Source organism: Psychrobacter sp. H25 (assembly GCF_059076335.1).
The window spans coordinates 18,083-39,315 of sequence record NZ_JCACRV010000002.1 but is presented as its reverse complement, the minus strand read 5'-3'; the positions used below and the strand labels follow the sequence as shown (position 1 = coordinate 39,315).

Annotated in this window: 17 protein-coding genes; 4 read left to right on the top strand and 13 right to left on the bottom strand. The window is 41.4% G+C overall.

Going from position 1 to position 21,233, the window contains the following annotated elements:
* Positions 1-147: 147 nt before the first annotated feature.
* Positions 148-417, bottom strand: a complete 270-nt coding sequence (locus AC5JPO_RS13140) for a hypothetical protein (protein WP_493854044.1) — start codon at positions 415-417, stop codon at positions 148-150.
* A gap of 277 nt (positions 418-694) precedes the next feature.
* Here AC5JPO_RS13140 and AC5JPO_RS13135 point away from each other — a divergent pair, with 277 nt between their 5' ends.
* Positions 695-1,291 (top strand): recombinase family protein, encoded by a 597-nt coding sequence (locus AC5JPO_RS13135; RefSeq protein ID WP_114701980.1) that lies wholly within the window; start codon positions 695-697, stop codon positions 1,289-1,291.
* A gap of 164 nt (positions 1,292-1,455) precedes the next feature.
* Entirely contained in the window at positions 1,456-3,039 is a 1,584-nt protein-coding gene (locus AC5JPO_RS13130) for a Fic family protein (protein ID WP_493854043.1), read from the top strand.
* A 234-nt stretch (positions 3,040-3,273) separates the two neighbouring features.
* Here the strand turns inward: AC5JPO_RS13130 and AC5JPO_RS13125 are convergent, their stop codons facing one another.
* The 8 genes from AC5JPO_RS13125 to AC5JPO_RS13090 all read right to left on the bottom strand — a co-directional run bounded on the left by AC5JPO_RS13125 (position 3,274) and on the right by AC5JPO_RS13090 (position 12,939).
* The gene (locus AC5JPO_RS13125) at positions 3,274-3,918 is read right to left on the bottom strand and encodes a hypothetical protein (RefSeq protein ID WP_493854042.1); all 645 of its coding nucleotides are present in this window, start codon (positions 3,916-3,918) and stop codon (positions 3,274-3,276) included.
* Between the two features lie 686 nt (positions 3,919-4,604).
* Entirely contained in the window at positions 4,605-4,937 is a 333-nt protein-coding gene (locus AC5JPO_RS13120; protein WP_131603940.1) for a DUF3817 domain-containing protein, read from the bottom strand.
* Between the two features lie 275 nt (positions 4,938-5,212).
* Entirely contained in the window at positions 5,213-5,920 is a 708-nt protein-coding gene (gene lspA, locus AC5JPO_RS13115; protein WP_114701927.1) for a signal peptidase II, read from the bottom strand.
* A 141-nt stretch (positions 5,921-6,061) separates the two neighbouring features.
* The gene (ccmI, locus tag AC5JPO_RS13110) at positions 6,062-7,342 is read right to left on the bottom strand and encodes a c-type cytochrome biogenesis protein CcmI (RefSeq protein ID WP_114701928.1); all 1,281 of its coding nucleotides are present in this window, start codon (positions 7,340-7,342) and stop codon (positions 6,062-6,064) included.
* Positions 7,339-7,821, bottom strand: a complete 483-nt coding sequence (locus AC5JPO_RS13105) for a cytochrome c-type biogenesis protein (protein ID WP_371532842.1) — start codon at positions 7,819-7,821, stop codon at positions 7,339-7,341. Before AC5JPO_RS13105 ends, ccmI begins: the two co-directional genes overlap by 4 nt.
* Before the next feature lie 83 nt (positions 7,822-7,904).
* Positions 7,905-8,498: a DsbE family thiol:disulfide interchange protein gene (locus AC5JPO_RS13100; RefSeq protein WP_193004894.1), complete on the bottom strand. Its 594-nt coding sequence runs from the start codon at positions 8,496-8,498 to the stop codon at positions 7,905-7,907.
* Between the two features lie 69 nt (positions 8,499-8,567).
* A complete protein-coding gene (locus tag AC5JPO_RS13095) occupies positions 8,568-10,616 on the bottom strand; it encodes a heme lyase CcmF/NrfE family subunit (RefSeq protein ID WP_114701930.1) in 2,049 nt (682 codons plus the stop codon).
* A gap of 121 nt (positions 10,617-10,737) precedes the next feature.
* Positions 10,738-12,939, bottom strand: a complete 2,202-nt coding sequence (locus AC5JPO_RS13090) for a heavy metal translocating P-type ATPase (RefSeq protein ID WP_493854041.1) — start codon at positions 12,937-12,939, stop codon at positions 10,738-10,740.
* A gap of 142 nt (positions 12,940-13,081) precedes the next feature.
* On the opposite strand from AC5JPO_RS13090, the gene cadR reads away from it, so the two are divergent.
* A complete protein-coding gene (cadR, locus tag AC5JPO_RS13085) occupies positions 13,082-13,492 on the top strand; it encodes a Cd(II)/Pb(II)-responsive transcriptional regulator (protein ID WP_493854040.1) in 411 nt (136 codons plus the stop codon).
* A 147-nt stretch (positions 13,493-13,639) separates the two neighbouring features.
* Here cadR and AC5JPO_RS13080 read toward each other — a convergent pair whose 3' ends face one another.
* Both AC5JPO_RS13080 and AC5JPO_RS13075 read right to left on the bottom strand, forming a co-directional pair.
* The gene (locus tag AC5JPO_RS13080) at positions 13,640-14,362 is read right to left on the bottom strand and encodes a CHAP domain-containing protein (protein WP_057758750.1); all 723 of its coding nucleotides are present in this window, start codon (positions 14,360-14,362) and stop codon (positions 13,640-13,642) included.
* Positions 14,363-15,158: 796 nt separating this feature from the next.
* Positions 15,159-15,803 carry a DUF411 domain-containing protein gene (locus tag AC5JPO_RS13075; protein ID WP_057758748.1) on the bottom strand — a complete coding sequence of 215 codons (645 nt, stop codon included), beginning with the start codon at positions 15,801-15,803 and terminating at the stop codon, positions 15,159-15,161.
* A gap of 239 nt (positions 15,804-16,042) precedes the next feature.
* Between AC5JPO_RS13075 and lnt the strand changes: the two genes are divergently transcribed.
* Positions 16,043-17,611, top strand: coding sequence for an apolipoprotein N-acyltransferase (gene lnt, locus AC5JPO_RS13070; protein ID WP_057758793.1), 1,569 nt, complete (start codon positions 16,043-16,045; stop codon positions 17,609-17,611).
* A gap of 165 nt (positions 17,612-17,776) precedes the next feature.
* On the opposite strand, the gene AC5JPO_RS13065 is transcribed toward lnt, so the two are convergent.
* A complete protein-coding gene (locus AC5JPO_RS13065; RefSeq protein ID WP_082624560.1) occupies positions 17,777-18,724 on the bottom strand; it encodes a cation diffusion facilitator family transporter in 948 nt (315 codons plus the stop codon).
* A gap of 1,469 nt (positions 18,725-20,193) precedes the next feature.
* Positions 20,194-21,204: a DNA-binding protein gene (locus AC5JPO_RS13060; RefSeq protein WP_057758791.1), complete on the bottom strand. Its 1,011-nt coding sequence runs from the start codon at positions 21,202-21,204 to the stop codon at positions 20,194-20,196.
* Positions 21,205-21,233: the final 29 nt, after the last annotated feature.

Genomic DNA, 21,233 nt, shown 5'->3' with positions numbered 1-21,233 from the left:
AATTAATAATCTCAAATTCCCACCCTTGCTGCAACTGACCAGCTAGACTATGAACCACCCTAGGATTATCGAAGACTCAATATTCTCCAGTTGGTAATTGGATGGATACAATACTAATTTGACAACAAGCGATATGCTTTTTGAGCATTACTTCACTTCTTTAGCTATAGCAGCTATCAGCTGACACGAATACTTGACTGTAGCTTGTATTTCAGAATAGCTATGCCCAAATTTTAGGAGACTAGCGATAATCTTACGCTTCCCGGTATCTTTCCTACGTCCTGAGTATTTACCCTCTGTCTTAACACGAGCAATACCTTGCATCTGACGGTTACGCCGATCTTTATAGTTCTTTCTAGCAATATCAACGAAAATATCAAGCACCATTGAGGTGATGGCTTGCAATACGCTAGTCATAAACTCAGTATTGTTTGCAGGCTACAAGGCCATATATGAAGTCGGCAGCTCTTTTGATACTGCCGCTAGCTTTTTCTCAGACAGGATTTTTTAAGATGTCCCAGTCATACTGATTTAAAAGTGCTAAGCGGTCTACCATTAGTCTATACCCAAAACATAAAACTTCTAAACGATAACCTATCTATCATTTGACTTTTATTTGATATTAAATGATAGTAATATCTTGCTATTATCAATGAACATCAATTATTAAGTCTAACTGATACAAAGAGGTATTATGACCGTTCGTATTTATGTGAGAGCCAGCACTAAGGATCAAGACGCTACTAGAGCATTAATAGATTTGGTTGCCTTCAGTAGCCGCTATGGTGATAGCTATGTTGATTACGTTGAGCACTTCAGTGGTACAAAGCTCGATAGACCAATCTTAGCTAAGTTGCTAAAGGACGCCGAGCAAGGCGATATTTTATTGGTTGAAAGCGTGGATAGATTAAGCAGACTATCTCAAGATGATTTTTCGATTCTAAAGCAGCGTATTAAAGATAAGGGCTTACGATTGGTGGTGGCTGATCTACCAACCACACATACGATGAGTGACGGTATGACAGGTGAGATCCTAAAAGTGATTAACGATATGCTGATCGATTTATTAGCGACCATGGCAAAGCTTGATAATGACAAGCGTAGAGAGCGCATTAAACAAGGATTGGCCAACAGTGGCTATAAACCCACTGGTAAGAAAGCCAATACCGCAAAACACAATCGTATTAAAGCATTGGCTAGTCAAAACAATATGACAAAAGAAGAGATCGCTAAGGCGGTTGGTGTTGGCGTAGCTACCGTTTATCGTGTCTTAAAGCAGGTCAATAGCTGAGGTATTTTAAATATCGACTCAACGTGACCTTTGGTCTTGATTTAAAGGCATCGCAACGTCATAAGAAAATCGTTTTAATGCAATAAGGCTTTATAATAATCATTATATTGCATTCATAATTGTTTTTGCGCAAAATGGCTTATCTATAATCGCTTGAGCCACTCATGATGAATACCCCTATCTCAGATCCTATTGGCGCAGCATGGCTTGTCCGTTATGCCAGCATAGAGCTGGTTTCGCCTTTATATGTCAGCAGTAGTATCGGTGGGCGCAGACAAACCTATAAAGACGGTGACGTCATTCATAACGCTTATCAGGAAACCGCACGTCCACTGGACACTATCATTGCGCACTTACAGTTTCACATGCGTCATGAAGTACTGAATTTAGAGTTACTGGTTCGTCTATTTGAGCAGATAGGGGCAAATGACGTGCAAGCATGGGTAAACGCTGAGCCGACAGGCAGCTATGCCCGTAGAATGGCTTTCTTGTATGAGTGGCTCATGGATAAACATTTAGAGGTACCGAGTAATATAGGCGGTAACTATGTGGATGCTTTGGATACCAAGAAGTTGGTTACTTCAAGTCCTTCGCAGGTCATCAAGAACGCTCGCTGGCGTATCAATGACAATCTAGCAGGAACCCGTCATTTCTGTCCGATGCTGGTAAAAACAGAGGCCTTTACGCAAGCAGCTGCACTCGATATTGCCACAATGGTTGACAAACTTAACGATGAATTTGGGCAAGACTTACTGATGCGCGCCTCCGTATGGATGACCCTACGAGAGAGTAAAGCCAGCTTTACTATAGAAGGTGAGGGAAAAGAGTTAAAACGCATTGAACGTTTTGCCGATGTGATGGCACGGCGTACCGGCACCGGTGACATTCCGCTTGATCCTGAATCACTAGCAGAGTTGCAACAAGAGATACTCGGTAGCAAAACGGTTATCCAGCAGTATGGTGTCCGTCAATCACCAGTTTTTGTGTCGCATACTCAGGTCAATGGCTTTAAAGAAATTGTGCATTATATTGCTCCACCAGCTGATGACATTGCTGATAAGTTAGAAGGATTACAGGTATTTATGGAAAAGACTGAGGGACAATCAGCACTGATGCGTAGTGCGGTTGCCTCCTTTGCCTTTGTATATATTCATCCGCTGGCGGATGGCAATGGCCGTGTACATCGCTTTTTAATTAATGACGTCCTCAGGCGAGACCAGGTCATTCATGAGCCGATTATCCTACCTATATCACAAGCCATTGCCGAGCATCCCTCAGACCGGCATGCCTATGATAAGATTTTAGACCGTGTCTCTGTGCCGCTCATGAAGCAAATCCGTGATCATTACAGCTTTGATAAACAGGCAGTTACCTACCCTGATGGTATTCGCTCAAACTTAAATTTTGGAAATACTCACCTGATTCAACCTGCATGGCGCTTCATGGATCTAACGCCTCACGTTCAGTACTTATCAGGACTGATTGCTCATGTTATTGAAAAAGAGATGCATAACGAGTCACAGTACCTAAGAAAGCATGACCATGCACGACTGGCGATAAAAGAGATTGTTGAGATGCCCAACAGCTATGCCGATAGAATCATTCGCAGCATACTACAAAATAAGGGTGCTAAAAGTAATAAGCTACTGAAGGATTATCCGTTTTTGGCAAATGATGAGGTTTGGGACGATATTTTCTCTATCGTTGTAGAGACCTTTAAAGATGAAGCAGATGGTTTGAATAGTTAGACGAACCCTGCTATACGCAGGAAAGTCTGCCTTGATAATCAAGCTCAAGCTAGTCTCAATATTATCGTTCCAATGATGATTCGTTTGTAAAACGATTCGGCGAAAATACCGTAGCCTGAAAAGTAATCAATATTTTTCTTGACCCTATTCAAGCTAATAAACTACTAAAAATAGAATATGTTAAAGGAACTTTGATAACAGATTACTTTTGTTTGACAAGAATTATTACAGCTCCTAAAATTTGAGTATTTGAGTATTTGAGTATTTGAGTATTTGAGTATTTGAGTATTTGAGTATTTGAGTATTTGAGTATTTGAGTATTTGAGTATTTGAGTATTTGAGTATTTGAGTATTTGAGTATTTGAGTATTTGAGTATTTGAGTATTTGAGTATTTGAGTATTTGAGTATTTGAGTATTTGAGTATTTGAGTATTTGAGTATTTGAGTATTTGAGTATTTGAGTATTTGAGTATTTGAGTATTTGAGTATTTGAGTATTTGAGTATTTGAGTATTTGAGTATTTGAGTATTTGAGTATTTGAGTATTTGAGTATTTGAGTATTTGAGTATTTGAGTATTTGAGTATTTGTTTAGCTATAACAGCTATCAGCTGACGCGAACACTTAGCTGTAGCTTGTATTTCAGAATAGCTATGCCCAGATTTTAGGAGGCTAGCAATAATCTTACGCTTTTCGGTATCTTTCCTACGCCCTAAATATTTACCTTCTGTCTTAGCATGAGCAATACCTTGCACCTGACGGCTATGTCGATCTTTATAGTCCTTTCTAGCAATAGCAGCGAGCATATCAAGCATCATCGAATTAATGGACTGTAATACGCTGCTCATAAATTCAGTGCTGCTCTCAGATTGAGGCGTCATATATGAGGTCGGTAGCTCTTTTGATACTACCCCAGATTCTTTTCTAATAGCATTCTTTTGAGAGTATCCCAATCAGCTTGGTTTAAACGTGCTAAGCGGTCAATCTGCTCTACCAAAATTATATCGCCTTCATAGGCATCATCGATCACTTACATTAACTGTGGACGTATTAAAGTTGCGCCTGATTCGTTTTCGACATAGAAGGCGGCAATTTTGTGATCATGATCAGTAGCAAACTGTATAAGCTCGTTTTTGGTACGCTTGGCATCTTATTCTTTGGTAGACGCTCGTAGACACGCTCTGATAAACATAAACACGTACAATAGTCTGTTATAAGTAGTTCCATTACAGCAGTCTATTTTAAGTCGTCTATTAATCGGTTTTTGATGCCTTTTAGATGGTTCCCTTGGGGTATACCCTACGATAACAGGAAAGCCATCGCGAATGACAAAACCTGTTTAGCTTTTAAACAAGACGGGTTTGTCGATAGTATGTAAGATAAGTTCGAAAAGTAACTGGAGTGTGAGGCTATTCATACTTGGTCTGAATTAAAGTTTTATTGTGATTAATTTCTGCTCAATGTTATTCATTTGTCGCCATGATGAGTGATGGCGGCTTGTGATTTAGTTAGGAAAAATAATCTTGAGTAATAAGATACGTTTGTGGCATTTGTAGCAGAGCTTGTTCTAGGCTTCTTTACTTACATTTTCCTGCAAGTTCTTTTTTAGTAAATGATCGAATATAAATGGGCCAAAAGGTAAGAGTGAGCCGAGTACGCCCGCAGGTATTGCCCAAAGAGGCATTTTCATTTTGATAGCTGAGCCTATAAGTATTATGATATAGGTAATAAACAACATACCGTGTGCCATACCGATGTATTTCACACCTTCTGGAATGTCCATCATATATTTTAGTGGCATGGCGATGAAGAGCAATAATAAGAAAGAGGTGCCTTCTAGATAGCCTATAAGGGTAAGACTTTTTAACGCTGTCTCTTGTTTTTTTCTAAGGCTGTGAATTTTTTCAATAGTTGGCTGAGCCTGTGACACTGTATTTTCCTTTTGTTATGATCAATAAAGAATTTATGGATTATTCAATGTCTCTATAATAATGGCTCTACGCAGAGCTTTTAAGTATTGAGTTTTAAGACCTAAAATGAGTGAGTACCTATACCAGTCATACATTATCTTCCAGTTCACATTTTATAAACATACTCAAGTATAAAAAGTATGTTTCCGTATAGAGTGACTACGACGCTAGTTCATTTTGTTTGTGATAATCGGCATCAATGTGCTTATTTATTACGCTTACTTTCTAAAAATATCATGTCAATTATAATCAATGCGACACCGACACAGACACCTATATCTGCAACATTGAAAATAGGATAATTCCATACATCAGCATAATGCACATGGATAAAGTCAACCACTTTACCAATTCTTAAACGATCGATTAAGTTGCCAATCGCACCACCAAGCATTAAGGCCAACCCCATAGATAATAGCTTGGCTGCACGTGGCGCTTTGATTAAATAAACCGTTAAAAAGATAGCCATTACAAAAGCTAAGCCTGAGAAAAACCATTTCTGCCAACCGCCAGCGTCGGCTAAAAAGCTAAATGCTGCCCCATAGTTATAAGCGAGTGTCCAGTTGAGAAATGGTTCAATGACCGGTACGGGGTCATTGAACGCTAATGTGGTTTGGGCCAACCACTTAGTCCATTGATCAAGTATTAATACCATTATCGCCAACAAATACCAGATAAAAGCGCGACTGCCATTGGCAACCATTTTTGGCATTTTGTCCAACTTACCTTTAGGTGTTATTGAGTTGCCTGAAGTCACGTACATAGCTTTAGGCGTATGATTCATGGTTTTAGAGTCAATCGATTGATGAGTACTACTCACAGCTATAGGTACTTTATTGTCAGCAATATTAGTACTAGCCGATTCAACGCTATTCAATTTAGTACTATCTAATCTGTCGGTAGATTCAGTCATAGTTGTTTTCTTTATCTATGTTTATACAATGAACAATGTTAAACGTATATGTTTTTGGTATACAATTATTAATCGCGCCACTTTCATAAACGGCTCCACTTACCGCTCTGGTTTTATGAAACTTACGGTAATAATTTTTTATTAGGGAATCTGTTGATTGATTTCAACATTAACCTGAGTCTGTTCAACGCTAATCATTATAGGATTACCCGATAAGTCGCCTGATTCTGCTATGGCATTACCGCTATGACTAATACGAGCAACGACTGCTAACTGAGTTTTGTCACTACGAGCTGAATTTAACGTGCGATCTGGCATCATCGCATCAAGATTACTTAAGCGGATACTAGCCTCACCTTGCTTGATAATACTAATGGGTAAACGTTTGGCGGCAAACGGTGGACCTCCTTTAACGTCACGTATCGCAACAAACAACACATCATCAGCTTTCACTAACGGTAATAAATTAGCGTTAATTTTCACTGTCACGTCAATACCTTCTAGCGCTTGCTTTTCTTGCGTGCTAACGTAGTTGCTTAACTCATCTAAGCTTGCTAAAGCTTTAGTATGATCACCTGGTTTGGCCACAATGCTGCCTTGTAAGCGTTTAATCCAACCTTGCGCTTGGGCAAAGTTACTACTACGAGTCTCACCCATTGCCATGAGCATTTGAGCCCGTTCATGCTGCGGATTCTTAGCTAATATAGCTTGTAATAGACGGCGAATATTGGCGTCTAACTGACCTTCATTAACAAAAAAACTAGTCTGAGCATAAGTAGTAGCAATCTCCTCGTTATCAGGTGCTAAACGATAGGCACGCGATAAGGCTTCTAACGCAGAGTCAGTCGCCTCCATCGATAAGAAAAGTTCAGATAGGCGCATCCAGCGATTAGGATCATCAGCGTTACGATGGACGTTGGTCTGCATAGCGCTAATCAACTGACGACCGTTTTCAGTCGCCCACTTTGGTGGCTTATCAATCTTAGCCGTCAATAGGTCATCAGCCACTTGTCCTACTTTGTCCTCGCTTGTCCACAAATCAAACACGGGCGTACGATTGCCTATTAGTAAGTACGCCATTGCAGCCAATATTGGGATCCAAGCTGCGACAATTAAACGGCTTTTGACATCAGGGGTAACCATAGGTGTTATCTGACGCTGCGCATCTAATAGCTGACGCTCCAGTTCCAGCTTTTGATTTTGATAATGGCTATTATTAATAGTACCGCTGTCTTTATCTGTTTGTAGCTCAGCTAAACGTTCGCGAAATACTGCAACATTAATATCTAGCAGTTGATTGTCTATTGGTTTGGACTGCAAACGCGGTGCTCGTAGCCATGGCATAATAGCAATTAGCGCAAATATAAGAGCAATCAGCAAGCTTAGAGCTACAAATAAGCCAAAAGTAGAAAATAGAGTCATTTTTTGTCCTCTATGCTAGTAATATCGTGGTCGACATTCTCAGCTTGCGATAATAGACGATCAAGCTCAGCCTTTTCCGCAGAGGTCAAGGCAGCAGTACTGTTCACTGTAACGCCGTTTTGGCCACGGGCGACAACTTGGCGGCGTTTACTTTGCCAAAACCAACCAACAATTAAGACGAGCAATAATAGTGGTGGAAAAAACCATAGGATCCATGTCGATGGTCGCATAGGCGGCTTGTAGCTAATAAAGTCACCGTAGCGCTCTTGCATATAGGCGCGTATTTCAGCATCACTACGTCTATCTTTAATTAAATCATAGACTTTTTGCTTTAGATCCTGTGCAATCGGTGCATCAGAGGCTGCAAGGTTTTGATTTTGGCATTTTGGACAGCGAAACTCTTCTATTAATCCACGATACTGAGCTTCTTGCTGTGGTGAATCAAAATCGTATACGTCAATAGCTGCGTTTGCCGTCATGTTAAGCAGACACGCTAGTATTAAGCTTGCTAGTTTTAAAATTATATTGAGTTTTATTTGAGGAGCTCTTATTCGAGTAACGTTCATTTGCACATCTCCTCAACCTGAATGAGATCAGGACTATCGTTGTTCTTATTAGCCTCATTAAGTACGGTCAGGCACGGCTTAACACGCTGTTGCCAATTGGCTTCATTAATCTCACCAACAATATGCTGACGAATGATGCCATCTCCATCCACAACAAAGGTTTCGGGCGCACCAGTTATGCCTAAGTCTAGAGCAAACTGACCCAATGAATCCTGAATAGACATAGAAAATGGATCACCGCCTTGGTTTAAGTAACTGAGCGCATTACCAATCTCATCCTTATAATTCACACCAACGATATCAATGCCGCGCTCTTCTAGTTGCATTAAAAACGGATGCTCAATAATGCAAGTTGGGCACCACGAGCCCCAAACATTAAGTAAAAACGGCTTATCTGGCAAATTATTATTGGTGATAGTACGGGTAGTATCTGCTAATAACGGCAGCTCAAAGGCAGGAACCGGACGCTCAAGAGCGGTATTGGTCACAATGTCTGTTGGTTTACCTAAGCGCATGTACAATATAACTACCAAACCAAAAAAGAGGATAAGCGGAATTAAGAACCATAGCTTCATCTGCTTTTTTTTCATTGCCTTTGGGTTACGCTGCTTACTGTTTTGGCTATCTTTTTGCTCAGGAGTGTTATTCGACATAGTCATTTATTTCTCCTTTAGTGTCGACATCGTCGATGCTGAGATTGCCTGCTCAATAGCTACCTCATTGACTCCATCAGTAGCCAAACTACCAGTAACTAGCAACGGAGCTTTAACTTTTTTGATGCGGTATCGTTTATCAAGCATACTAATTAATCCACCTAGAGCCATGATAATTGCCCCTAACCAAATCCAGCGAATTAATGGTTTTACATAAATCCTTAATGCCCATTGGTTACTACCATCGGCAATAGGTTCGCCCAGTGCGACATAAACATCGCGCATAAGACTGGGGTCAATAGCGGCTTCAGTCGTTGGCATCGTGCTGATAATATAAGTACGCTTTTCTGGAGTCAGTTTCGCCACTTCACGACCGTCTTTGGATACCACGACTTGCGCTTGCGTTGCATCAAAGTTACTACCCTTTATTTCAAAAAATTCAGTTACTTCAAAATCGTAACCTTGAACATTGACTGTATCGCCAATACCCATTGCTACGTCACGCTCAATACTCAGGCTACTAGTAAAGGCTATGCCAATGACAGCAACCAATACGCCAATATGAGCAGTCTGTTGACCCCAATAGCTCAGACGCAACTGCCGCAAACCGTTAAAAAGATTAGGCGCATTCTTAGTTTTATCTTTAAAATCAACTGCCATCCATAGCAGTGCCCAAAAGCTAACGGCTAAAGTCACACCAATATTAAGCATAGACGATGGATTAACAAAGTAAGTAATAATGGCAGCTAATACTAAGCTACTAACGGCGATGACCATGCCTATACCCAGTAGTGGACGGGTGTCTTTTTTCCAGCGAATATTTGAGCCCATACCCATAGCTATTAATAACAGCCACGTTAAAGGTACAAATAATGCATTAAAATAAGGAGGGCCAACGGACACTTGTCCTAAACCAAAGGCATCAGCGATAATAGGGTAAAGGGTGCCGAGCAGCACCACTAAGGTTGCAATCAAAATGATGGCGTTGTTGATCACTAAAAAGGACTCACGTGAAATCAGCTGATATTGACTTTCAACGGTTAAACGCCAACCTCGAACGGCAAACATTAATAGACCACTACCGATGATAATGCCAAGAATAGCTAAGATAACCAAACCACGCGTCGGATCAGCGGCAAACGAATGCACTGAGGTAAGGACTCCAGAGCGTACCAGGAACGTGCCAAGCAAGCTTAAGGCAAAGGCGAAAATAGCCAGCATAATGGTCCATGCTTTAAACACCCCGCGCTTTTCAGTGACTGCTAATGAATGCAGCAATGCTAAGCCGACAAGCCAAGGCATAAACGAGGCATTCTCTACCGGATCCCAAAACCACCAACCGCCCCAGCCAAGCTCGTAGTAGGCCCACCACGAGCCCAGTGCAATACCAATGGTCAAAAACCCCCAAGCCGCGAGCGCCCATGGACGTGACCAGCGTGTCCAAGCAGCATCTAAACGCCCTTCCCACAATGCCGCCATACAAAATGCAAAAGGTACTACCATACCCACATAGCCCATATATAACATGGGCGGATGAATAATCAGACCGAAATCTTGTAGGACAGGATTTAAATCAGCGCCATCGACCGCTAGATTGGGTAAGGTACGCTCAAACGGTGACGAGGTAAATATCAGCATCGTTAGCATCATTAACTGTACACCGGCCAAAATAACTAATACCCGCGCACGCATTGATAACGGCAAGCCGCGACTAAAGTATGATACCAGTGCACACCATGTGGCCATGATGGTCATCCATAGCAGCAAAGAGCCCTCGTGTCCGCCCCATGTCGCCGATAACTTATAGTACCAAGGCAACAGCGTATTGGAATGCTGCGCGACGTAACTGAGGCTAAAATCATTATAATAAAAACCTGCTATCAAAGCGCCAAATGACGTTATCATGGCGGCAAACTGTGCCCAAGCTAAGCTAGGGGCTAGTCGTTGCCAAGCAACTTGGTTATGAATAACACCAATAGTTGGTAGAATTACCTGCAATAACGCCAATACAAAAGCGGTAAGCAAGGCAAAATAGCCCAATTCTGTAATCAACATACGGTCTAACCTTATTTACTCTAATGCGGTTGCAGTTTACTGTGGCGGTGGAATTTTTATTATTAGAACCCACCCCCGAAATCTGCTGCTATCTCTAGTTTTTAATTGATTTCGAAGGGTTTTATTTAACTACTTTAGGCGGATTTACCAGTGGAGGCGCTCCCTTAAAGCGCAGTAAACGTAACGCATTAAGAGTAACGAGCACTGTTGCTCCAGCATCAGCTAGAACCGCAATCCATAGTCCAGTAATGCCGAATACGGTCGTGATCAGAAAGACGCCTTTGAGACCCAAAGCGAAAATGACGTTCTGATGAATGTTGCGCATGGTGGCACGTGAAAGTGCGATGAGATGAGCCATATCCGTAACACGACTTTTTAATAATGCGATATCGGCCGTCTCAATGGCCACATCGGTACCACCACCCATCGCGATGCCAACATCGGCAGTTGCTAGCGCTGGCGCATCGTTAATACCATCACCAACCATCGCTATTTTGCGGTTGTTCTTCATCTCGTTAAGCAGGCGCAGTTTGTCCTCAGGCAACAGCTCAGCTTCCCATTCCACGTCTAAATTACTGGCAAGTGCTTGAGCGGTTAAGCGGTTGTCGCCTGTTAGCATGACGGAGCGCACACCCATCGCTTTGAGCTGAGCCACACCTTCATGAGCGTCGTCTCGTAATTCGTCTCTTAGCGCGATTAATCCAAGCACTTCACGGTTTTGCTCATCGAAAAGAACAGAGACGGTCTTACCCTCATTTTGCAGCGCCTCAATTTGCGCCTGTTGTGTGGATGAAATCAATGCCTCATCGGCTGCGTAAACAGGCGAACCGATAGCTAGCGCGCGCTCCGCGACAGTTGCGTGTACCGCTTTACCGGCAGTTGCAGAAGTATTGAAGGCCACAGGTATGAACACTTTAGCAGCTTCAGCATGACTAACAATGGCTTCAGCAAGCGGGTGACTAGAACCAGTCTCCACACTGGCAAAAAGTGCCAATATCTCATCTTGACCTTGAGAATTCTGACCTTGAATACTTGAGTCCTCTTGTGTAAAGGCAACAACATCGGTCACGCGTGGTTTGCCTTCAGTTAAAGTGCCTGTCTTGTCAAAAGCGACCGTCTTCACTTGGCCGATAGTTTCTAAAGCACTACCGCCTTTGATCAGCAAGCCACGGCGCGCACCAACAGCAAGACCAGAGGCGATGGCAGCGGGTGTTGATAGTACAAGAGCACAGGGACAGGCAATCAGCAACAGTGCTAGACCGCGATACAACCAAGTCGACCAATCTCCACCCATGGCTAACGGTGGAATGATAATAATTAGTGCGGCAATAGCCATCACTGCGGGTGTGTAATAGCGACTGAATTTCTCAATAAAACGGGCAGTGGGTGCTTTGGAGGCTTGGGCTTGCTCTACCAGCTCAATAATGCGCGAAATGGTGTTATCGGCGGCTGTCTTTTCTACGCGCACTTGGAGCACACCATCGATGTTAATTGACCCTGCAAATACATTGTCACCCATCGTCTTGGCAACAGGAACAGACTCTCCCGTCACGGGCGAATCATCAAGGCTGGACGCACCTTGAACAATGGAACCATCAGCAGATACCCTATCTCCAGGACGCACCAGCACAAGGTCATTCACTTGTAATGAAGTCGCTGGAACGTTACGCTGCCCACCTTGAGCATCAAGTAAAATTGCACTTTTCGGAACCAGCGATGATAAGGCTCTGATGCCAGCGCGAGCGCGATCAGCAGCGATACTCTCAAACAGTTCACCGATTGAGAACAAAAAGACAACCGCTGCGGCCTCTTCAGCTTCACCAATGATAAGTGCGCCAAGCACGGCGACGGACATCAGCGTTTCAATTGAAAAGAATGAACCTGTTTTAGCCAGTGCTAAGGCTTTGCGCGCAAATGGAAAAACGCCTACAATCACAGCGATGGCAAACACCCATATCCCATAAGCGGGCAACAGTAGTGACAGTGCATAAGCGCTGCCCATCAAAATACCGAGGCCAACAACCTGTTTGCCTTTTTGAGTTTGCCACCATTGCTTATCCTGCGGAGCCATCTGATTGTCGCTGTCAATATCAATAGCCGATACAGTTTGTTGACCAGTATTGGCAGAGATGCCGAACCCTAGGCTTTTGATTGTTTTTTCGATATCACTAGCCTGAGTCGGCGCACCAGGGGCTAAATTTAGCTCTAGCGTTTCTGTAGCGAAATTCAGCTGAACATCAGAAACCCCAGGCATACGTTTCAAAGCTGTTTCAATCTTGCCGATGCAACTGGCACAGTCCATACCTTCAATATGATATTTCATAATAATTTACCCTTTGAATAATGATATTATGAACCCTATAGTGGCTTTAGAGTCAAGGTTATTTATCTACAGTTTCGTAATTTTAATTTCTCTAGCGCTAGTCTTTACAGCCACTTTAATTATTTAAATCGTAGAGGTTGTTATGACAATCAAAATTGGTGAGCTCGCTAAACGCACAGGTGCCACAGTAGAAACCATTCGCTATTATGAAAAAGAGCGTTTATTACCCGAGCCTTTTCGTAGCGAAGGGAATTATCGTTTATATAATGAAGAGCACATTGAGCGTCTACAATTTATCCTACATTGCCGTACGCTCGATATGGCTTTAGATGATGTGCGAATCTTACTTGAATACTGGGAGTCGCCTGACAAGGACTGCGGCGCTGTGAATAACTTGCTAGATGAGCACATTCATGCTGTGGAAATACGAATGGAAGAACTGATGCACTTAAAGCATCACTTGACCGTTTTGCGCCAGAAATGTGCAAGTAGTGCACCAGCGTCATCATGTGGCATTTTAAACGCGCTTGTCGATAACTCCTGTCATGAGTAATGATATCAGTAGTGTTCATTTCTGACGGATCAAATCATGAAAGGTTAAATACGCCCTGATGTTAAGCACAAAAAAACCCAGCAATGATATTAAGATCACTACTGGGTTGGAGGAAATAACAACTATGTTGTGCTGACTTAGAAAGTCTTATTTATCATTCATAGCAAGGTAGATATTACGATCTGATGCGGATGCGTCATCCACGTATTTTGAATCGCGCCATGTCGTATAAGCATAGACACCACTGTATGGGCTGATGCTGTTCTGACGGAAATCAGAAATCCAATTTTCGCCATCAAATATTTGGATATGGCCATGCGGGCGCTTTGATGAGCGATCATAGACAATAACATCACCTACTTGGGTTGGCATATCATTACTGATTTTGCTAAAACCTGCTTTATCAAGCGTGCCACGAGTGGCGTACTGATAGGCTGAAGGATTGGGTGTAAATTCATAACCAGCTGATTGTAGTGCTTTACGTACGTAACGGGCACAATATCCAGAGCTGCCAGATAAAGCCACTTTTGAGGCGCGAGCAGCAGCGATAGCGGGGGCTGAATTGCTGTCAGGAACCTTATTGACTTGCTGCTGTTGTTTTTCAGCGTATAAGCGGCTGTTTAATGATGAAAGCTGATTCTCTTTTTGCTTGGCCTGCGCACTTAGGTTGCTAATTGCTTGACTAATTTCATCATTATTAGAAACATAAGCACCACTTTTGGTGCTATAGATGTTTTTTGATGAACCGTAGTTTGATGCCACAGAAGTATTGGTGATGGTATTATTTGTTTGAGAGATTGTGATAGCAGCACCACTCGTTTGTGCTATGCCCATACCCAGTACTGACAAAATCAATAAAGCCTGTTTCATAAATCTAATACCTACGGTTAATTCAAAATCGTCTGTTATCAACAACAGCGCAGTCAATTAAATCTCAATAACTCAAGTATATATATGTCATAGTGACTGATACTTCTGCTGCATATTATTCATATAAAAAATGATTATTGGCGATCACAGCTCATTGAAGTCTTACGAAGCTGTTACAAATCAAGCTGCTGACCAAAACACAAAGCCGACTTTAGCATAGGCTGTTTAGCCTGTCATCCCCCTTAAAAACCCCAAAAATACTTTTTTGATGTCGAAAAAATTGCTAATATCCCACATTTTACAATGTAAGTTTGTGTAACATGTACAGAATATAGCTGACTAGATTGACCACAATTTCTACTGTTTTATAAGCAAAAAAACGTCTGAGGGTTAAATCTATAATTTAGATTTAACCCTCAGACGTTTTTCTATTGGATGAAGTAATTACCCTATATAGGGTCTAACTAATTATTAAGATAATATAATAATTTATAATATTAATATAGATGTTAATTCCCTACTGGCTTATGTAATATTACGTAATTGTTTCGATACATCCTGTATATTCTTGTATTAACCCTTAGTTATTTATCTATTTTAAGGGTTAATAACCGATAAATCCGCTTACATTGTCATCAAAAGTTACAAATTCAAAGTTATTTTTAATTTTAAAGTCGCAATAGCTAATGAATTTTTTGATGAAGAATCATTTTATAAGCAATAGAACAGTCTTATACTTGCTTCATTCGCTTTTAACGCTAACACTATAATCAAAGTATTCTTAACTGCTAACACACTATAATTGCTGCTCTACCGATTCAATATCAGCATAAACTTGGGTCGTCCCGTCTTTATTGAGTTGCATAACCTGATAGGGCATGAATTTATTTTGATACTCCATACCCGGGCTACCAACAGGCATGCCAGGTACGGCAAGACCCATAGCTTGTACTGGCGGATTTTCTAAAAACTGTGCCATATATTTAGCGGGTACATGACCTTCAAAGACGTAACCATCAGTAGTGACTACAGTATGGCAAGAACGCATTTCATTTGGAACGCTGTAGCGCTCTTTAAATACGGCTAAGTCCGCAACATCTTGCGCGGTTGCACTTAGACCATTATCTTCTGCATGACTTATCCATTCTTTACAGCAGCCGCAATTGGCATCTTTATAGACAGTGGCTGAGACGTTTTTTAGTAGGTCTGGTTTATTTACTGATGTCATCATAGAAGTATTTATAACGTTTGGTTCAGCTGTCTTCGGAACAGTCACTACATCTTCAGTTGATGCCGATGTTGTGCTTGCATCAGATACGCCACTACTCGGTTGGCTACAAGCAAATAGTGATGAGGCGGCAAGTAATACTAACGTACTACGCAACCCCTTAGACAGATAACGATTGAATATAAGACTGGATTTTATTTTTAAGGGGGTCATAGTGCTCTCTCATGTACTGTAGATATTGTGAGCTATAGAAGGTCAAGTAACACTTCATATCGTTTGGTAATGTAGCATAATAACCCATCAAACGGAGTACGTAAATTTATCCATTGAGCAGTGCGGACTGGTATCATAAGCAGTTTTCATTTTGAAATGCTGCCTGTAGTATTAACAGGTCTATCCGAGTTTTGGATTTTGACTAAAAATTCAAAACTCATAATTTTGGATAATTTGCGATGCGCCTGTCTACTATTAATCTACAAAAGCGTTTGAGTACTCACTCAAATCAATTACCGCTATGGTTTACGCTAGTAGCAGCATGGCTTGCAGGGGCTATTTTTTTATTTGCGCTAGCGCCTCATGGGTTCTGGCCGCTAGCAATAGTGTCACCAGCGATTTTATATGCGCTGTTGGTACCAAATATGAGTGGTCGTCGCGCTTTTATTATCGGTGAAGCTTACGGTATGGGGCTATGGTGCGTCGGCGGCTTTTGGCTCTATACTGCCATCCATGATTATAGCGATACTCCAACGTGGCTCGCATTGATTATGATTGGATTGATGGGTCTCGGTATGGGACTGTTTCATGGATTTTTAGCACTAGTCTTTAACCGTATGGTAGGCAAACAACCCTTTTCATTTGCTGCTCTTTGGGTGCTACAAGAATGGTTAAAAACTTGGTTATTCACAGGCTTTCCGTGGCTGTTTGTTGGTTATGCATTTACTGAAGAGTATTGGTTATCGTCCTTAGCACCCGTTGCTGGTGTTTTTGCCGTCTCTTTTGTTGCCATACTATTGGCTGCAAGTTTAGTAGAGCTACTGCTTCGGCGCAGTAGTTATGCCGTCGTTTCTGTACTGTTATTAGCCATTAGCACATCATTATGGCTGGTCAATCCGCAATGGACAAAACCTAAGGGCACACCTGATCTGTCAGTGTCATTGATTCAAGGTAATATTTCACAAGATATAAAGTGGCTGACGCAATATCAATTAGAAACGCTAAAGATTTATGCGAAGTTAACACGCACTGAGTGGGGACGTGATGTGGTGGTGTGGCCTGAATCATCTATTCCGATGTTTCAGGATGAGGCTGCGGGCTTTATTAGTGAAATGATAGAAATGGCCAATGCGACCAATACGACATGGATAACTGGTATCCCTTATAAGGATAAAGCGGCATTCAATGCCAGTACGGATAAGTATCCCCCATTTTACAATAGCGTGATTGCTCGAGGTGTAGAAGCGGAAGGCCTATACAAGAAGCAGCGTCTAGTGCCTTTTGGAGAGTATATTCCATTTGAAGGCGTGCTCGATATTTTCCCAAGTTTGGCCGGTAGTCAGGATATTAAGAGCTATAGTCGTGGTAGTGATCAGCAGTCACCGCTAAAGGTGCGTGGACACAATATAGGGACGGCTATCTGTTATGAGGTAGCTTATCCAGATACCACGCGTAAAAATGCCATCGATACTGACTTTTTGTTGACCGTCTCTAACGATGCTTGGTTTGGCACTTCAGCAGGACCATTGCAACATTTGCAAATGGTACAAATGCGCGCGCTTGAGAACGGGCGCTGGTTTATTCGAGCGACCAATACTGGTGTTACCGCTATTATCAACCATAAAGGTCGTATTGTAAAACGCGCACCGCAGTTTGAGCGTACTGTACTACGTGGTGAGATACAGGCACGGGTTGGTAACACGCCCTTTATGCTTATGGGAAATTACCCTATCTTGATAATAATAACCCTGTTATTACTACTAAGCTATTTTGGCAAAGGTCTAACCACACTTAGAAGACGAGGGTAATAGTAAACTTAATCATAATAATTTAATCAGTGTAAGTTTTTTATTTTTTCTAGGTAACATCCTAACGCACGTAAATATAAAAGTTTTAAACTATTGATCACATAAGAATTGATTGAAAAAATTATGTCGACATAAGGCACGCGCCTCATACTTAAAAAAAGATAGCTATATACGGTCTATCATCTTTTTGTTGATACTTTCATTTAATGCACGCGATTTTTGATTGTCATCTGCCTTAGTACCAAATTCAATAGTTGCATGTTGTATATTCTGATGCGCCAAATCTTCCTTGATGTTTTCTTTCATAGTAATAGTCTCTTTAAACGTTATGTCGGTCTTCGGTACAATATGAACTGTAAGAGCATTCTCAGTGGTACTCAAAGCCCAGATATGTAAATGATGAAAGTTTTGAATAAAATTATAGCTCTCTAAGATAGCAGTGATTTTACTGAGATCAACATTTTGAGGTACTCCGTCGATAGCAAGCTTGATACTCTCTTTTAGTAGACCCCAAGTCGATAACAGTATAACGACTGAAATAATCAAGCTAACTAGAGGATCAACGATATTCCAACTTGTATAGTAAATAATAATGCCCGAGATAACGACACCTACAGAGACCAATGCATCTACCATTAGATGCAAGAAAGCACCTTTGACATTAATATCGTCTTTTTGACCTTTGTAGAATGCAAAAGCAGAAACAGTATTTATAAATACGCCTATTAGAGCTGTAATAATAATAACTTTTCCTGCAACTTCCGGTATGGTATCAAATCGACCCAAGGCCTCATACGCAATACCTATAACTATTGTAACTAACAATATGGCGTTAATAAGAGACGCCATTATAGAAGCTTTTTTGTAGCCATAGGTATAAAGCGTAGTAGATGCTTTCTGTGCTAATTTCATTCCAATTAACGAGATTATTAAACTGGCAACATCACTTAAGTTGTGGCTAGCGTCTGCGATTAAAGCTAATGAATTAGTTGAGTAGCCCACTATAAACTCGATGAGCGTAAATGCAGAATTTAGACCAATCCCAATATAAAAAGCTTTATTCATATCTTTAGGGTTTGGAGCTTGATGACTGTGGTTATCTGAATTACTCATAATTTACCCTTGTTTAGGTTGCTGCATTTTATTAAAGGTAGAAAATAAGTTTATTGCATATTTTCTATATTGCACAGTCAATATTGCTCTAATACCGTAGACACACTTATTTTTATCAATAAACTGAACCACAACTTGATTGTGTGTCCTATCTCTCCTTGGGCGAAAAAAGCGGATTTTACTGTAATCTAACTGGCTTACGTAAGCTTCTTGTTCTCATGTTCAAGCTCTTTAGTATGTGTAGCTTAGTCTTGAATGTTGGTTAGTATAGTTTCATTAGTGCGCTTTTTATGACATGACCACATAAAGGTGTAATCGTTTAATGCTTCAATCAGCATGCGAACGGCGCGTTCTTTAATCTCAGGAGTGTAAGTTTGTCTTTTCATTATCGTATTCTCTCAGAAAGATGATTTACCGCTTCTTAACAGCGCGTGTAAAACCTTGCATCTGACGACTAAGGCGGTCTTAATAGTAAACTACCTCAGTATTGTCAGAAACTTAACGTCTTGTGAGAATGTACTAAGTACTAATTGCTAACTTCAAAATAATTGAAATGCTTACGCTAAATGACGACAAAAAAAGCCTAAGCAATTTAACGAAAAATCAGATATTAAAAACCTAATCTGTATGACAAACAAAAAAATGCCTCTGGGAGTTGACTCCCAGAGGCATTTAGTTTTAAATGTAGATAACGGTTACAGTGTGCGTCAACACCCTGTAACGAACAAATAAGCACACAGACTGCGTTATTTGAACAGCATTAAATGCCCGTTTAGGGTCATTTTATCCAAAATCTGCTCTCATATCAACTCTATTTGCTATACATTTTAAAAACTGCTTGTTCGCTCGTTACATTTTCGTGCTGCTCTCTCTGTACCCGTTACCCGTCAAATGGGTGGCAGGCCTCGGTGACGACTGCGTTTGACATAAGGGTGAGCTCCCTACAGGGGTGACTAGACAAAGGATCAGAGCAACGCAATGAGTGGTTACTTGTGCATATCGTAGCGGTATATTGGGCGAACGCCCTTGCTAGCGTATGACAGCACAGTAGCGGTTATGAGCGTGTCTAGGCGGTGCTATCAGCCGTAATCATAACAGCCGTAGCTTGATACAGTGATACGGTCTTGATGACGCGATGGGCGATGAAGTCGGCATGACTAATCACATCAAATTCAAGGAATGCACTAAAGTGTTTGTGAGTATTTTTATTATACTCATAATTGCTTTAGGGTGAGTATTCCTTGAAATCTGCTCAAGGCTCCAAAATCAGCATAAATTCACTTAGGCTAATTTAAGTAGTATATAGCCCACTAGGCTATATACTATAAGAATCTAGAGAAAAATTTAGAATATTTATTATACAACCATCATTTATTCAGTGAGTCGACATTGTCATGGTTGATTCATAAGCTTAGTGTGAATAGAACGGGATTGACTTAGTTATTGTTAATAGGCCTCTATTACTAAGTTTAACTGATACTTTTAGTGTTAATTGTCTCTCGCATCTTTTCAATCTCTGCAGTCAATGAGCTACTCTTTTCCTGTTCTGATTGATAGTTAACTGAAAGCTCATCATACCGCTCACTCAATGCAGTGTACTCTGTACTAAGCAAAGTTCTCTCATGATTTAACGTGTCGTGTTGCTTAATCAGTAGCTGATGATCTGCTTCAATCTTAGCTTGCTTTTGAGTCAGCCGCTCATTGATCCCTGATAACTTATTACGTTCAGCGGTTATCGCTTTTAATTCTCCTTTTACCTCTGCTGTAAGGTTCATTATTTGGTTGTGCTCAGTAGTCACTGTTTTTAGCTCAACCTTGACTGCTTCAAGCTCTGTCTTCACACGTGTGATCTCTGCTTTATCGCTATTAGCAGTGGCTTCAAGCGTGGCCACCTTCGATATGTTGGCACTCAGCTCTTTTGACTGTTGATCAAAGCTGCTACGCAGGTCAGCAAGTTGAGCCTGAGCTGCAGCTGTTTTAGCTCGTTCAAGCTCCAGCTGGTGCTGAGTATCACTGAGTGTTTGCGTCAGCATATCCCGTTCAGCAGTCACTTGAGCCGCGGTGATAGCCGTTGCCTCTGCAGTTGCTGTGACCTCATCGAGCTGTTCTAACAAATCAGTCTGCTCACTCTCTAGTGTCTTAACCGCGTCTTGAGCCTCGTCTGTCTCAGCTTGCAACTTGGTTTTAATATTCTCTAGAGCCTCCCGTTCTCTAACCAGACGATCATTGGCAATATCAATGGCCGTTTGCCACATATCCGCGCCAAGCGTTTGTAAACGTTCAGCAATGCCACTTGGTAGCTCAACCTGTCTTAGCTGCTCTTCTTGTTGGTTATCCTGACGCCAAGACTTCATGGCTTCACTGATGGTCGTAAATGATCCACCACCCAGCGCCTTACGCACTTCTGCTAAAGTAGGTTTGATATCTTGTTCGTGCAGTTGATCAGCGGTAGCATGAATTTGCTGTGTAGTAATGGCCACAATTATTGTCCTTAATTTTGTATGAGTAA